The sequence below is a fragment of the Janthinobacterium sp. 78 genome (assembly GCF_003096775.1).
Taxonomy (GTDB): Bacteria; Pseudomonadota; Gammaproteobacteria; order Burkholderiales; family Burkholderiaceae_D; genus Janthinobacterium; species Janthinobacterium tructae.
Genome location: NZ_QENT01000001.1, coordinates 2,128,932 through 2,143,871 on the forward strand (window position 1 = coordinate 2,128,932; position 14,940 = coordinate 2,143,871).

Genomic DNA, 14,940 nt, shown 5'->3' on the forward strand with positions numbered 1-14,940 from the left:
TTGATGAAAGCATGCATTGAAGATATTCACTTCCGTTTTGCTGGCCGCCATCCTGGCCGGTTCCCCTCCCATGTCCATTGCCACTCCGGCCTTGCCTTCCGGGCAGGCGCCAGCTTCCCTGTATTTTGACGCGGATTACCAGCCTGCCGCAGCCGCTGCTGCCGTGTACGAGCAGCGCGCGCCACTGCGCCACGATGCGGCCCGCCAGGCCTGGCATTGGCAGCTGCATTTCGCGCAGCCGCCAGGCAAGCTGCACATGGATGCCTGGCTGCGCAGCATGGACCTGGAGTCACCCAGCTACGTCTACCAGCGCAGCGTGTATTTCGCCGATGGCCGGCTGGCCCTGCTGGAAGAGCGCAACGGGGAGGGCGATTTCGACGGCGTGAACGTCGAATACCATGCAAACGGCGCGGTGAAGAGCCGCAAGGCTTACCGCGACGGCGAGTACGAAGGCTTGCACAGCCATTATCATGCGAATGGCCAGCTGAGTCATGAAATGCGCTACCACGCGGGCCAGCCCGCCGATGGCGAGTACCTGAGCTTTGACGAGCATGGCCAGATCAGCAACCGCGCGCATTTTGCCGACGGCGTGCTGTCGGGCGAGGCGCAAGCGTTTCATCCGAACGGTTGGCTGGCCGAGCGGGGGCCGTATCTGGAAGGCCAGCGCAACGGCCTGCACCAGACCTGGTGGCCGGACGGCCGCGAAAAGTCGCGCCTCAATTTCCTGCATGGCAAGCCGCAGGGCTGGTCGCTGCTGTATTTCGCAAATGGCCAGCTGGACCAGAAAAACATGTTCGAGGATGGCGTCATGCTGAGCACGCAAAGCTGGCGCGACGATGGCACGCCGCTGCATGCCGTGGAGTATGTCGACGGGCGCAAGCACGGCCTGGAGCACCGATGGGGCGAGGATGGCATGCGTACCGTCTGCGCATGGCAGGACGGCAGCTTGCTGCGCCCCTGCAGCCATTTCTAGTTGGGCGGCGCCGGCAGCCGTTGCAGCTGCAGTTGCGCCAGCGCCCCGTACAGCGGTTCGCTGAGCACGCGCGAGACGGTGCTGGCCACCACGGCGCAGGCCATCAGGCTCAGCACCATGCCGTGGCCGTCGACCATTTCCATGACAATGATAAACGCCGTCAGCGGCGCCTGCGTGGCGGCGGCCAGGAAACCCACCATGCCCAGCGCGATCAGGGCCGGCGCGTGCGGGTAGTGCAGCAGCACGGCGATATCGTGGCCGATGCCGGCGCCGATGGCCAGCGACGGGGCGAAGATGCCGGCCGGCACGCCCGACCAGACGGTCAGCCATGTGGCCACATATTTGAAGGCGACAAAGGCGGGCGAGGCGTCGCTGGAACCTTCCAGCATGGCGCGCGTGGCCACGGTGCCGCTGCCGAACGTGGCGCCGTGGCTGGCGATGCCGATGGCCGCCACCAGCACACCGCAGACGGCGGCGAACAGCACGGGACGGCCCTTTCTCCATGCAGACAATTTGCCCAGCGGGTTGCCGCGGGCGGAGGCTAGCAGCAGCCGGGCAAACAGGCCGCCGGCCACGCCGGCAACCAGGGTGACCAGTAAACCTGGCAAGGCCAAGGCCAGGCCGATGGGGCCAGGATGGATGATGCCGAAATGGGTGGCGTTGCCGTGGATGGAGACGGCCATCATGCCGGCCAGCACGATGCCAGCGACGATCAGGCCGCTGTTGCGCTGCTCGGGCGAACGCGACAATTCTTCGATGGCAAACATGACGCCCGCCAGCGGCGTGTTGAAGGCGGCCGCGATGCCGGCCGCGCCACCGGCCACCAGCAGGGAATGGGCGCTCACCTGCGAGTGGCGCGGCAGCAGGCGGCGCGCGGCCAGCATCACGCCGGCGGCAATTTGCACGGACGGTCCTTCGCGCCCCAGCGAGAGTCCCCCCAGCAAGCCGCCCGCCGTCAGGACGATTTTCGCGGCACTCAGTTTCAGGGACACGAACAGCGAACGCTGTTCGGGTGCCACGGCCGGGTCCAGGGTGGCCATCACTTGCGGGATGCCGGAACCGGCCGCACCCATGGCGTAGCGGCGCGTCAGCCAGACCAGCAGGGCGGCGCAGGCCGGTGTCCACAGCAGGGCGAACCACCAGGCCTTGCCGTTGAAAAAGAGAAACAAGTCCAGCGCTTCCTCCGCCAGCCATGTAAAGCCCACGACGACGAGGCCCGCGATGGCGGCCATGCCGACGACGACGGCACGCGACCACCACAGGCGCGGGTTGGCAAATTCATGCTTGAAGGCAGAGGGGATGTCGTGCAAGTGCTTCATTGCGGCAAGTCCAGGAAGGGGCGCGCAGGGCGTCGGGGAGACTTGCCATTATATAGATGTATTTGTTCGAATGTATTTATGGCTTGCGGTGTTGGGGCTGCTACACAAACAGCTCGTGCCGCGCGCTCTGGCTGATGGCGATGGTGGCCGGGTGGCTCAGGCGCCGTTCCGTGGTGATGGCATACACTTGCTCGACCAGGCTGTCGACCCGGCCCAGCGCCACCACGGCATATTGTTCGCACACCTGGGGCGCGATCACGGTGGGCGCAAAGAACAGGCCCGCGCCGGACTGGCCGAAGGCCTTCATCATGGCGCTGTCGTCGAACTCGCCGACGATGCGCGGGTGCAGATGGTTGTCGCCGAGCCACTGCAGCAAGCGCCCGTAAATGGCGAAGTCTTCGCCCGGCAGCAGCAGCGGCGCGCCATCGAGACATAGCGGAAAGTCCCCCGTCAGGGTGGCGGCCAGCGCTGGCGTGCCGAACAGGGTCATGCCGCTTTCGCCCAGCAAATGGTTGAAACCGCGCACGCTCAAATGCGCGGGCATGGGGCGGTCCGCCATGATCAGGTCGAGCCGGTGCACGGCCAGGTCCGCCAGCAGGCTGGCCAGCCGGCCTTCGCGGCAAATGATGCGCAGCGGTTCGGCCAGGCGGAGCGCCGGTTCAACCAGGCGGCAGGCGATCAGTTTCGAGACGGAATCGGCGCAGCCCACGCGAAACGTCGTCGTCGCCGTGCGCGACTGGTCGCGCACGATTTCCAGCAATTCATCACCCGTGCTGAAAATGCTTTCGGCATGGCTGAGGATGCGCCGGCCCGTGTCCGTCAATTCCAGCTGGCGCCCGCTGCGGCGGAACAGTTCCACGCCCAGGGTGTCGGCAAATTCGCTGAGCTGGCCGGAAATCGATTGCGGCGTCAGGTGCAGCTGTTCGGCCGCGCGCGCGATGCTGCCCGTCTTGGCCACCATCCAGAAATAGCGCAAGTGCTTGAAGTTGAGTGTCGACATGCTTTTCCCTAAAGCGAATACATCGAGTTTTTCGATGTATTCGTCAATTATATTCGATTTGTTCGATGTTTATATTCAGACTATGATGGCTGCTCAATTCATGCAAGGAGAGTGCCATGGTCATCAGGATAGAAACAGACAGTTGCGGAGGCCAGCGATGAACGGTCTGGAGAGTATTGCAACGGCACCCATGTGGGCCGGCTTCATCGCTTTTGTTCTGGCGATGCTGGCGCTGGACTTGTTCGTCTTCGGCGGCAACAAGGCGCACAAGGTCAGCGTCAAGGAAGCGGCGACGTGGTCGCTGGTGTGGGTCAGCCTGGCCCTGCTGTTCAACGGTGGCCTGTGGTGGTATCTGAACGGCACGGCCGGACCCGAGATCGCCAATCAGAAGGCGCTGGAATTTTTCTCCGGCTACCTGATCGAGAAAGCGCTGTCGGTCGATAACGTGTTCGTCTTCCTGCTGATCTTCAGCGCCTTCCAGGTGCCGATCCAGTACCAGCGCCGCGTGTTGATTTATGGCGTGCTGGGCGCGATCGTCATGCGTGCCGTGATGATCATGGCCGGCGCATGGGTGGTAAGCGAGTTCAGCTGGGTGCTGTACCTGTTTGGTGCGTTCCTGTTGATTACCGGCATGCGCATGCTGGTGGCGGCCGATTCAGAGCCGGACGTGGCGAACAACCCGGTGCTGCGCTTTGCCCGCCGCCACTTGCGGGTAGCCGATGGCGACCATGGCGAGCGTTTCTTCGTGGCTAAGGGCGGTTTGCGCTATGTCACGCCGCTGTTCCTGGTGCTGATCCTGATCGAGGTGACGGACCTGGTCTTCGCGGTCGATTCGATCCCGGCGATTTTCGCCATCACGACGGACCCGTTCATCGTCTTCACGTCGAACCTGTTCGCCATCATGGGCTTGCGTGCCCTGTACTTCCTGCTGGTGGATGTGGCTGACCGCTTCCACATGCTCAAGTATGGCCTGGCGATGGTGCTGGTGTTCATCGGCGCCAAGATGCTGATCATGCCGTGGTACCACGTGCCGGTGGAAGCGTCGTTGCTGGTGGTGGCAGTGCTGATCGTATCGAGCTGCGTGGCGAGTGTATTCATCACCCGCAGCGACAAGAAGTAAATGCACTACGGCGCGCCCCGCCTGGCGGAGGCGTGCCCTTTAATTGACTAATAGAAAGAGTAGAAAATCATGCGTACTTATGAAGCGAACAGTCCCCAGGCAGCGGGACGTATTTTGGCCCTGATGATGGTAGTCGATGGCAACCTGGCCAGCACCGAGCTGCAAGCCATGCACCGCAGCAAGATCCTCGAGCATATCGACCTGGCGCCAGCCGCTTTTCAACAGCTGCTGCAAGACTTGTGTGACGACATGCTGACCTCGACCGTGCATGGCGCCGTGCAACTGGCCAATGGCGTGATCGACAGCCTGCTCGATGAAATCGATGATCCCGACTTGCGCCGCAAGCTGCTGCAAGCCATGTGGAAGATCGCCGACGCGGACGACTGGCTGGCCGATGGTGAAGCCGTGTTGCTGGCCCGCGCCAGCGCCGTGTGGTCGGCGGAAACGAACTTCCGCGCGCACGGTGCCTGATGCACGTCAAGCCGTCTTGTGCCCCATGGCAATGACTGCGGCGCCAGCCAGGGCCAGGCCCACGCCGGCGATGTCGGTCCAGGCGGGCGTGACGCCGTCCACCAGCCACAGCCATCCCAGCGCCGTGGCGATATAGATGGCGCCATACGTGGCATACACCCTGCCGCTGGCGGCTGGATGCAAGGTCAGCAGCCACACGAAGACCAGCAGGCTGAGGGCGGCCGGCAACAGCAGCCAAGCGCTGCCCTTGTTGCTCAGCCACAGCATGGGCAGGTAGCAGCCCAGCAGTTCGGCCACGGCTGTGACGGTAAACAGCCCGAAAGTGCGGGCCAGACTGGTCCATTCGATGGCGTCGTACATTGCATTCCTATGAGTAATTTTGCCCTCATTGTAGCTGCCCGCTTGGCGGCACTGCTATGATCGGGTTCGGATACCGGAGGAAACACCATGACGACCACCCCAGCGCCGCGTGCCTTGCTGCAAGCCATGTTCCAGGCCGCCATCGAAGCGGCCCAGCCATCGCACTGCGTACCGCCCCATCTGCCGCCCGCGCCCAAGGGGCGGCTGATCGTCATCGGCGCCGGCAAGGCGTCGGCCGCCATGGCGCACGCCGTGGAGCAGCACTGGCCGGGCCCGTTGTCTGGCCTCGTGGTGACGCGCTACGGTTACGCCGTGCCGTGCGAGCGCATCGAGATCGTGGAAGCGTCGCACCCCGTGCCGGATGCGGCCGGCATGCAGGCAGCGCAGCGCATGCTCGACCTGGTGGGTAATTTGCAGGCGGACGACACGGTGCTGTGTCTGATTTCGGGCGGCGGCTCGTCGCTGCTGGCCTTGCCGCTGGACGGCATCAGCCTGGAAGACAAGCAAGCCTTGAACCGCGCGCTGCTGGCCTCGGGCGCTACCATCGGCGAAATGAATTGCGTGCGCCGCCATTTGTCCGCCATCAAGGGCGGCCGCCTGGCAGCCGCCTGCCATCCGGCGCAAGTCATCACTTTGGCCATTTCCGACGTGCCCGGCGACAAGCTGGGCGATATCGCTTCCGGTCCCACGGTGGGCGACGCCACCACGTGCGAGGATGCGCTGGCCATCGTGCGCCGCTACGGCATGGACTTGCCGAACAGCTTGCGCGCAGTGCTGGAAAGCGGGCGCGGCGAATCGGTGAAACCCGGCGATCCGCGGCTGGCGCGCACGCAGACAACCCTGATCGCCACGCCGCAGATGGCGCTGGAAGCAGCCGCTGGCGTGGCGCGCGCGGCCGGCGTCACACCGTATATATTGGGCGACAGCCTGGAAGGCGAAGCGCGCGACGTGGGCAAAGTCATGGCCGGCATCGCGCTGCAAACGGCCTTGCGCGGCCAGCCGTTTCCTGCCCCGTGCGTGCTGCTGTCGGGCGGTGAAACGACGGTCACCGTGCGCGGCAATGGCCGCGGCGGACGCAACGTGGAATTTCTGCTGGCGCTGGGCATCGCGCTCGACGGGCACGAAGGCATCCACGCGCTGGCCGGCGATACGGATGGCGTCGACGGCCAGGAAGACATCGCCGGCGCGGTTCTGGCGCCCGACACCCTGCAGCGCGCCTGGGCGCTGGGCATCAAGCCGCGCGAGAGCCTCGATAACAACGATGGTCACGGCTTCTTCCAGGCGCTGGGCGATTCCGTAATCACTGGCCCGACCTTGACGAATGTTAATGATTTCCGGGCCATCCTGATTACCTGATTAATTAAAATTTTCCAGCACAATCTTGCCCTTGGCCGTATTGCTCTCCAGCAGGGCATGCGCGCGTTTCAGATTCGCCGCATTGATCGTGCCGAAGCGCTCGGCCAGGGTGGTCTTGATGGTGCCCGCATCCACCAGCTGCGCCAGTTCTTCCAGTAGTTCATGCTGCCGGATCATGTCGGCCGTCTGGAACAGCGAACGGGTAAACATCAGTTCCCAGTGCAGCGACACGCTCTTGCCCTTGAACTTGCGCACGTCGATGTGCTCGGGGTCGTCGATCAGGGCGAACTTGCCTTGCGGCGCGATCAGTTCGACGATCTGGTCGAAGTGGCGGTCCGTCTGGTTCAGGCTGATCACATAATCGACGGGCGGCAAGCCCAGGCGCGTGATTTCCTGCGCCAGCGGCAGGCTGTGGTCGATCACGTGGTGGGCGCCCAGTTCCTTGACCCAGTCAGCCGTTTCCGCGCGCGAGGCCGTGCCGATGATGGTCACGCCCGTCAATTGCCGCGCCAGCTGCACCAGCACGGAGCCGACGCCGCCGGCCGCGCCGATCACGAGAAGCGACTTGCCCGTCAGACTCTTGTCGCGGCTGAGCTGCAAGCGGTCGAACAGCAATTCCCAGGCCGTAATGGCCGTCAAGGGCAGGGCGGCGGCCGGCGCAAAGTCCAGGCTGGCGGGCATGTGGCCGACGATGCGCTCGTCGACTAATTGAAATTCGCTGTTGCTGCCGGGGCGGTTGATGGCGCCCGCGTACCAGACTTTATCTCCCACCTGGAACAGGGTGACGTCGGGGCCGACGGCCGTGACGACGCCAGCCGCATCCCAGCCCAGCACTTCCGGCTGACCTTCTTTCGGCGCGCGATTCTTGCGCACCTTGGCGTCGACGGGGTTGACGGAGATGGCGTGCACGGCGACGAGCAGGTCGCGCCCCGTGGCGACGGGCGTGGGCAATTCGATGTCGAGCAGGGCGGCTGCATCCGTGATGGGCAGGCTGTGGTGGTAGGCGATGGCTTTCATATTCTTCCTTTGGTAAAACAGTGATGGAGTTGGGTAGGTCGGATTAGCGCGGCTGTACCGCGCGTAATCCGACACCACCATCGGCCACGCCAACAATGTTGTCGGATTACGGTCCTTCGGACCTAATCCGACCTACGCCATACAGGCTTGATGACGTATCATGGCCATTTTCTCGCCAGGGAAAAAGAGGGCGTGTGCCGAAACACTTTCAAAGGAATGTTGAAAATTGCTGCGACTCGATGACTTGCAGGTGTTTGTCCGCACGGCCGACCGGGGCAGCCTGTCGGCGGCCGCGCGCGAGATCGGCATTTCGCCCGCGCTGGCCAGCGCCGCCGTCAAGCGCCTGGAAGGGGAGCTGGGCTTGCGCCTGCTGACCCGCACGACGCGTTCACTGAGCTTGACGGCGGAAGGCACGCAATACCTGGAACACGCGCGCGAAGCCTTGCGCCTGCTGCGCGCGGGCCACGACGCGCTGCTGGCCGGCAAGGACAGTTTCGGCGGAACCTTGAAAATTGCCATGCCTTCCGACTTGGGTCGCAATCTGATGCTGGGCTGGCTGGACGAATTCCAGTTGCGCCATCCCAAGCTGCAGTACCAGCTCAGCGTCAGCGACCGGGTGGCCGACATGGTGCGCCAGCAAGTCGATATTGCCCTGCGTTACGGGCAGCAAGACGATTCGAGCATGGTCGCCATGCCCATCGCGCCTGCCAACGACCGCGTGCTGGTGGCTTCGCCCGCTTACCTGCGCGCGCACGGCCCCCTGCTGGCGCTGGAAGACTTGTCGCAGCGCAATTGCCTGCGCTTCGCGCTGGAAGATGGCTTGCACGACCGCTGGACTTTTTATCGCCTGCCGCAGCGCGAGCAAGTCACCGTGCAAGTGAGCGGCAACCGCAGCGCCGACGATGCCGACCTCGTGCGGCGCTGGGCCGTGGCGGGCCTGGGCATCGCCTATAAATCGCGGCTCGACGTTGCCGGCGACGTGGCGGCCGGCCGCCTGCAGGTGCTGCTGCCCGAGGTGGCGGGCGAGGCCGCGCCTTTGCAGCTGCTGTGCATGCACCGGGCGCAGGTGACGCCGCTGGTGCTGCAGCTGCGCGATTTCCTGCGCGACAAGTGTGCGGAATTGCAAAAATAATATTTTTGATTACAACTCGTTGCAAATCGCAATCATGCGCGGGTCAAGCTGGGCGTACCCTCAGGCATTCTGTATGAAACCGCTTGAAGGATGGCCATGAACCCGAACCGACTGTTGCCGACGACCTTGATGTGCCTGCTGTTGCTGGCCGGCTGCGCCGCGACGGCACCGCCGGCCGCGCAGCATGCCGCCGCCTTGCCCGACAATGCCGCGCAAGGCATCGCCATGCTGGAACGGGTCAGCTGGGGCGTGAATGGCGGCAGCGTGCGCCAGTTGCAAAAGGAAGGCTGGAGCGCTTACCTGCAGGCGCAGTTGCACCCAGGTAAAACCAGCCTGCCGCCCGCCGTGCAGGCGCAGATCGACGCCATGACCATCAGTCAGGTACCGCTCGATCAATTGGTGATGTCGATGGAGCAAAAGCGCAAGGAGTCGGCCGCCGTCATGGACGACATGGCGAAGCAGCAGGCGCAAAAGGATTACCAGCAGGAACTCAACCGCCTGGCGCGCGAGGCGGCCACGCGTTCGCTGTTGCTGGACGTGTATTCGCCGAACCAGCTGCAGCAACAGCTGAGCTGGTTCTGGCTCAACCATTTCAGCGTGCACCAGGGCAAGCACAACTTGCGCGCCATGGTGGGCGATTACGAGGCGAACGCCATCGCGCCGCATGCCCTGGGGAAATTTCGCGACTTGCTGGGCGCGACCGTCCACCATCCGGCCATGTTGCGCTATCTGGACAATGAAGCCAACGCCGTCAAGCGCATCAATGAAAACTATGCGCGCGAACTGATGGAGTTGCACACCCTGGGCGTCAACGGCGGCTACAGCCAGACGGACGTGCAGGAACTGGCGCGCATCCTGACCGGCGTGGGCGTCAACCTGGGAGGGGACACGCCGAAAGTGAAACCGGCCTTGCAATCGCAATATGTGCGCCGGGGCTTGTTCGAATTCAACCCGAACCGCCACGATTACGGCGACAAGCAATTCCTCGGGCAAACGGTGAAGGGCAGGGGGCTGGCCGAACTCGACGAAGCGCTGGATCGCCTCAGCCGCAGTCCCGCCACCGCGCATTTCATCAGCGGCAAGCTGGCCCAGTATTTCGTGGGCGACAATCCGCCCGCGCCGCTGGTGGCGCGCATGGCCGCCACCTTCCAGAAAAACGATGGCATGATCGCCGACGTGCTGCAGACCATGTTCAACAGTCCCGAATTCAGGCAGTCGCTGGGCAAGAAATTCAAGGACCCCATGCATTATGTGGTGTCGGCCGTGCGCCTCAGCTATGACGACAAGCCCATCCTCAACGCGGGCCCCTTGCTGAACTGGCTTTCGCGCATGGGCCAGCCTCTGTACGGACGCCAGACGCCCGATGGCTATCCGCTGACGGATGCGTCCTGGGCCAGCCCCGGCCAGATGACGACGCGTTTCGATATCGCCCGCACCATCGGTTCGGGCAGCGCCGGCCTGTTCAAGACGGAGGGCCCGCAGCCGCAGGAAAAAGTGGCGTTTCCCCAGCTGGCCAGCGCTCTGTATTACCAGTCGCTGCAGCCGACCTTGAGCCCGGCCACGCGCCAGGCCCTGGAACAGGCCGCTTCGCCGCAGGAGTGGAACACCTTCTTGCTCTCATCACCCGAAATGATGCACCGCTAAGTTGACACTGAAGGAATCGCCATGCACCGTCGTGACCTGTTGAAAGCCCTGGCCGCCGCGCCCTTGCTGTCGCATGCGGGCAGCTTGCTGGCCGCACCCGCCACGAATGCCCGGCTGTTGTTCGTCTTTTTGCGCGGCGGCTATGACGCGAACAACTTGCTGGTGCCGGTCGGCAGCGATTTTTACTATGCGGCGCGGCCGAATATCGCCATCGCGAAACCCGGTGCGGAAAACGGCGCGCTGGCCTTGAACGCGGACTGGGCCTTGCATCCGGCCTTGCGCGAGACCATCTACCCCATGTTCAACGGCGGCGAGGCGGCCTTCATTCCATTTGCGGGCACGACGGATTTGACGCGCAGCCATTTCGAGACGCAGGACAGCATCGAGCTGGGGCAGGAGATCGGCGGACGCCGCGATTTCCGCTCGGGCTTTTTGAACCGGCTGGCGCAAAGCCTGAATGCCAATCAGGGCAAGCACGCGATTTCCTTCACCGACCAGTTGCCCCTGATTTTCCAGGGCGGCGTGCAAGTGCCGAACATGGGGCTGCGCTCGGTAGGCAAGTCGGGCATTGATGCGCGTCAAAGTGAGCTCATCGCCGCCATGTACAAGGGCACGCCCTTGCAGCAACCGGTCAGCGCGGGCTTTGCCGTGCGCGACGATGTGACGAAGGAATTGACGGGAGAGATGCAGGCGGCCAACCGCAACGCCATCAGTACCAAGGGTTTTGAACTGGAAGCGCAGCGCATCGCCCGCTTGATGAAGGACAAATACAATATCGGTTTCGTCGACGTGGGCGGCTGGGATACGCATGTGGGGCAGGGTGGCGCCAACGGCTATCTGGCAGGGCGTTTCGACGAGCTGGGGCGTGGCCTGGCTGCGTTTTCGCAGGAAATGGGCAGCGAGTGGCGCAACACCGTGGTGGTGGTGGTCAGCGAATTTGGCCGCACCTTCCGCGAAAACGGCAACCGCGGCACGGACCACGGCCACGGCAGCGTGTTCTGGGTGCTGGGCGGCGGGATCAAGGGCAAGCAGGTGGCGGGCGAACAGGTGGCGATTTCGCAGGCGAATTTGTTCCAGAACCGCGACATGCCCGTGCTGAATGAATACCGCGCCGTACTGGGCGGCTTGCTGCGCCGCACCTTCGGCTTGACGCCGGCGCAACTCGAGCACGTGTTTTCCGGCGTCAAACCGGTGGAGCTGGGACTCGTGTAAATCAGCGAACCTCCGTGTTACGCTACGCCTGCGCAATTGGCGCATGGCGAATACTGGCGGCCTGTGGCGCCGGGCACGAATGGAGTGGTATGACCGATACCCAGCGCGACATCGTCAGCGCAGGCTTTTCCCTGGCCCTGATTGCCGTGACGGCCTTCGTCATGCAGCGTTTCTTTTTGCCGCTCGTGTGGGCCGGCATCCTGTGCGTGGCCACCTGGCCCTTGTACCTGCGCGTGCGCGCGGCGCTGGGCCAGCGCACCATCATCGCGGCGGCCGTGCTGACCCTGGCGTTCGCCTGCATCTTCATCATCCCCGTGCTGTTCGGCGTGGCGCAGGCGGCGCGCGAAGTGCCCGTGCTGGCCAATTTTGTCGTCCATGCGAATACCGACGGCTTGCCCGTGCCGGACTGGGTGGCGCATATTCCGCTGGCCGGCAGCGCCATCGGCGACTGGTGGCTAGCCACCCTGAGCCAGCCCCATGGTCTCGGTCACTTCTTTGCGGGCAGTGCCGTGGGCGGCTTTCATTCCGCGCGCGACATTCTGAAAATCCTCGGCGCGGACGTATTCCACCGCCTGGTCGATTTCGGCCTGGCCTTTCTGTGCCTGTTTTTCTTTTACAAGGATGGCGAAGCGCTGACGCGCCAGATCACGGCCGTCGGCAGCCATTTTTTGCGTCCTGAGCGCTGGGGCCGCTATGCGCAAAAGATTCCCACAGCCATACGCGCGACAGTCAACGGCCTGGTGCTGGTGGGCCTGGCTGAAGGCGTGCTGATTGGTATCGCCTACGCCATCGCCGGCTTGCCATCACCGGCCCTGTGGGCGTTCGCCACCGGCATCCTGGCCATCATCCCCTTCGGCGCACCGTTGGCTTACCTGTGCGCGGCCGCCTTGCTGGTCATCCAGGGCAATGTGGGCGCCGCCATCGGCGTGGCCGTGTGGGGCACCGTGGTGCTGTTCGTGGCCGATCACTTCGTGCGTCCCGGCATGATCGGCAACGCCACCCGCTTGCCCTTCCTGGCCGTGTTGTTCGGCATTCTGGGCGGCGTGGAAACCCTGGGCCTCGTGGGCCTGTTCATCGGTCCCGTCGTGATGGTGCTGTTCGTGACCTTGTGGTACGAAGCGAATGTGTCTGACAAGGTGCTGCCAGTGCAAACACCTGCCAGCCCGGCCGCACCGGAACGCGCACAGTAATGAGGGGTCGGCCAGCGTTGCCGCTGGCCGGTACTGGCGCGTTCCCGGCGTGGCCGGGCCGAACACCTGGACCGCTACGCGGTTAAGGTGGACTTAATGCGCTTTAGATAATATTAAAAGCCAACGGCGCATCAGCAGCACTTCAACATAGCCCGGCTCGATGCCCGTACCGCACTCGATCAGGGGATTGACGGTGTAGTAGCGCTTGCGGAAGTCGCGGCAGACGAGGATTTCGCGCTTGCCCATGCGGACGAGGAAAGAGCTTGGGGCGTATTCCAGGCCGAAGCGTGAGCCAAAACCGCTATTCAATGTTGCCATGACAATTCCTTTGAGGGAGATGTGTTGAACGAGTCATCAGAATAGCATAACTACTGTATGAAAACACAGCTACTGTATGAATAAACAGTATTTTTTTAATGGTGTGGTTTTTTTGATCATCCCGCTTGATTTGAGGAGTAAGTAGTTTGCAAGAGAAGAATGACATGGGCATGACCACGGGCTGGACCACGAAACTGCGCCGCTTCGTCGAGGCGCGCCTGTCGCCCGAAGGCGAGCTGGGCCTGCATATGACGGTGGGCGTGGCGCTGATGCTGGTGGCCATCGTGGTGTTCCACGAGATCGCCGAAGCGGTGATGGGCATGGCTCAAATCACCGTGATCGACTTGCAGGTGGCGCAGTGGTTCAACCAGCATGCCGTGCCGTGGATCACCAGCTGCCTGCTGGTCGTCACGCATATGCATGGCGTAATCGGCGCCATCACCCTGGCCACCCTGCTGGGCTGGTATCTGCACCGCAAGGGCGCCGATTACTGGCTGTTTACCCTGGTCATCACCATGCCGGGCGTCATGTTTTTGAACCTGCTGCTAAAGTACATCTTTGTCCGTGCGCGGCCCAGTTTTGATGAACCGCTCCTGCAGACGGCCTTGACTACGTACAGCTTTCCGAGTGGCCATACGGCCACCTCGACTGCCCTGTACGGCTTGCTGGCCGCCTACCTGATTTGCCAGACGGCACCGAACGCGTGGGGCAAGCGCATCGCCATCGCGCTGGGCGCTTTCCTGATGGCGTCACTCGTGGGTTTCAGCCGCATCTACCTGGGCGCGCATTACCTGAGCGATGTGCTGGCAGCCATGGCGGAAAGCTATGGCTGGCTGGCCATCTGCATCGCCGGCGTGTCGACCCTGCGCCGCCGCCGGCATATCCGGCAAACCAAATAAGGGGAAACGATCCTGAGCAAGATTGCAGTCATCATCAATGCGGGCGCCGGTTGCGGCTATGCGCCCGACTGGGCGCAGCAGCTCGAAGCCCAGTTCCTGGCCGTGGGCCTCGACGCCGCCATCACCCTGGCGCAAAGCGGCGCCGACATGATCGCCACGGCCGAGCAAGCCTTGCGCGATGGCGCGCCCATCGTCGTGGCAGGTGGCGGCGACGGCACCATCAATGCCGTCGCCTCTGTCGTGGTCGGCAGCGGCACGCCGTTTGGCGTCTTGCCGCTGGGCACCTTGAACCATTTCGCCAAGGATTTGAATATTCCTTTGGCGCTCGATGCGGCCATCGCCAATGTGGCGCAGGGCGTGCCGCACCTGGTCGACGTAGGTGAAGTCAATGGCCGCATCTTCCTGAACAATTCCAGCCTGGGCCTGTATCCCGATATCGTGCGCGACCGCGAAAAGCAGCAGCGCCGGCTGGGACGGGGCAAGTGGCTGGCCTTCAGCTGGGCGCTGGTGGCGGCCTTGCGCCGCTATCCGTTTCTCAGCGTGCAATTGAAACTCAAGGACGCCGTGCATGCGCGCCGCACGCCTTTCGTCTTCATCGGCAATAATGAATACCTGATGGAAGGCTTGAATATCGGCGAGCGCGAGCGGCTCGATTGCGGCCAGCTGAGCCTCTACGTGGCGCAGCGCCCGGGCCGCCTGGGCTTGCTGAAACTGGCCTTGCACGCGCTGTTCGGCAAACTCTCGCAAGCCAAGGATTTCGATATGCTGACGGCCAATGACCTGGAAATCGCCACGAAACACCGCCGCCTGCGCGTGGCCACCGATGGCGAAGTGACCATCATGAATACGCCGCTGCGCTATCGCATCCGTCCCGCCGCGCTGGAGGTGATCGTGCCCGCGCCGGCGCCAGCGCCAGCCCGGGAGTAGGC

Annotated in this window: 15 protein-coding genes; 10 read left to right on the top strand and 5 right to left on the bottom strand. The window is 63.5% G+C overall.

What is annotated here, in order from left to right; all coding sequences use genetic code 11:
• Window positions 1–16: 16 nt before the first annotated feature.
• Window positions 17–973, top strand: a complete 957-nt coding sequence (locus C8C92_RS09555) for a toxin-antitoxin system YwqK family antitoxin (protein WP_116743639.1) — start codon at window positions 17–19, stop codon at window positions 971–973.
• Here C8C92_RS09555 and C8C92_RS09560 read toward each other — a convergent pair.
• Together C8C92_RS09560 and nhaR are read right to left on the bottom strand one after the other, a co-directional pair.
• The gene (locus tag C8C92_RS09560) at window positions 970–2,292 is read right to left on the bottom strand and encodes a chloride channel protein (RefSeq protein WP_096234553.1); all 1,323 of its coding nucleotides are present in this window, start codon (window positions 2,290–2,292) and stop codon (window positions 970–972) included. The two genes, C8C92_RS09555 and C8C92_RS09560, sit on opposite strands and share 4 nt — an antisense overlap.
• Before the next feature lie 100 nt (window positions 2,293–2,392).
• Complete coding sequence (gene nhaR, locus C8C92_RS09565; protein WP_099760074.1) at window positions 2,393–3,292, bottom strand: transcriptional activator NhaR; 900 nt, start codon at window positions 3,290–3,292, stop codon at window positions 2,393–2,395.
• Between the two features lie 157 nt (window positions 3,293–3,449).
• On the opposite strand from nhaR, the gene C8C92_RS09570 reads away from it, so the two are divergent.
• Together C8C92_RS09570 and C8C92_RS09575 are read left to right on the top strand one after the other, a co-directional pair.
• A complete protein-coding gene (locus C8C92_RS09570; protein ID WP_116743640.1) occupies window positions 3,450–4,412 on the top strand; it encodes a TerC family protein in 963 nt (320 codons plus the stop codon).
• A 69-nt stretch (window positions 4,413–4,481) separates the two neighbouring features.
• Window positions 4,482–4,883 carry a TerB family tellurite resistance protein gene (locus C8C92_RS09575; protein WP_116743641.1) on the top strand — a complete coding sequence of 134 codons (402 nt, stop codon included), beginning with the start codon at window positions 4,482–4,484 and terminating at the stop codon, window positions 4,881–4,883.
• 6 nt (window positions 4,884–4,889) lie between these two features.
• Here the strand turns inward: C8C92_RS09575 and C8C92_RS09580 are convergent, their stop codons facing one another.
• Window positions 4,890–5,243 (bottom strand): YnfA family protein, encoded by a 354-nt coding sequence (locus C8C92_RS09580; RefSeq protein WP_116743642.1) that lies wholly within the window; start codon window positions 5,241–5,243, stop codon window positions 4,890–4,892.
• A gap of 87 nt (window positions 5,244–5,330) precedes the next feature.
• Here C8C92_RS09580 and C8C92_RS09585 point away from each other — a divergent pair, with 87 nt between their 5' ends.
• Entirely contained in the window at window positions 5,331–6,599 is a 1,269-nt protein-coding gene (locus tag C8C92_RS09585; protein ID WP_116743643.1) for a glycerate kinase, read from the top strand.
• Here the strand turns inward: C8C92_RS09585 and C8C92_RS09590 are convergent, their stop codons facing one another.
• Window positions 6,600–7,616, bottom strand: coding sequence for a zinc-binding alcohol dehydrogenase family protein (locus C8C92_RS09590; RefSeq protein ID WP_116743644.1), 1,017 nt, complete (start codon window positions 7,614–7,616; stop codon window positions 6,600–6,602).
• A 226-nt stretch (window positions 7,617–7,842) separates the two neighbouring features.
• Here C8C92_RS09590 and C8C92_RS09595 point away from each other — a divergent pair, with 226 nt between their 5' ends.
• The 4 genes from C8C92_RS09595 (at window position 7,843) to C8C92_RS09610 (ending at window position 12,794) form a co-directional block, all read left to right on the top strand.
• Window positions 7,843–8,748 (top strand): LysR family transcriptional regulator, encoded by a 906-nt coding sequence (locus C8C92_RS09595; protein WP_116743645.1) that lies wholly within the window; start codon window positions 7,843–7,845, stop codon window positions 8,746–8,748.
• 96 nt (window positions 8,749–8,844) lie between these two features.
• Window positions 8,845–10,392 (top strand): DUF1800 domain-containing protein, encoded by a 1,548-nt coding sequence (locus C8C92_RS09600; RefSeq protein ID WP_116745902.1) that lies wholly within the window; start codon window positions 8,845–8,847, stop codon window positions 10,390–10,392.
• Window positions 10,393–10,413: 21 nt separating this feature from the next.
• Entirely contained in the window at window positions 10,414–11,604 is a 1,191-nt protein-coding gene (locus C8C92_RS09605) for a DUF1501 domain-containing protein (protein WP_116743646.1), read from the top strand.
• Window positions 11,605–11,693: 89 nt separating this feature from the next.
• A complete protein-coding gene (locus tag C8C92_RS09610; protein ID WP_116743647.1) occupies window positions 11,694–12,794 on the top strand; it encodes an AI-2E family transporter in 1,101 nt (366 codons plus the stop codon).
• Between the two features lie 93 nt (window positions 12,795–12,887).
• Here the strand turns inward: C8C92_RS09610 and C8C92_RS09615 are convergent, their stop codons facing one another.
• Entirely contained in the window at window positions 12,888–13,112 is a 225-nt protein-coding gene (locus C8C92_RS09615; protein WP_010396348.1) for a hypothetical protein, read from the bottom strand.
• A gap of 146 nt (window positions 13,113–13,258) precedes the next feature.
• Here C8C92_RS09615 and C8C92_RS09620 point away from each other — a divergent pair, with 146 nt between their 5' ends.
• Both C8C92_RS09620 and C8C92_RS09625 read left to right on the top strand, forming a co-directional pair.
• Complete coding sequence (locus C8C92_RS09620) at window positions 13,259–14,011, top strand: phosphatase PAP2 family protein (protein ID WP_306594675.1); 753 nt, start codon at window positions 13,259–13,261, stop codon at window positions 14,009–14,011.
• Between the two features lie 12 nt (window positions 14,012–14,023).
• Window positions 14,024–14,938, top strand: a complete 915-nt coding sequence (locus C8C92_RS09625; protein WP_116743648.1) for a diacylglycerol kinase family protein — start codon at window positions 14,024–14,026, stop codon at window positions 14,936–14,938.
• Window positions 14,939–14,940: the final 2 nt, after the last annotated feature.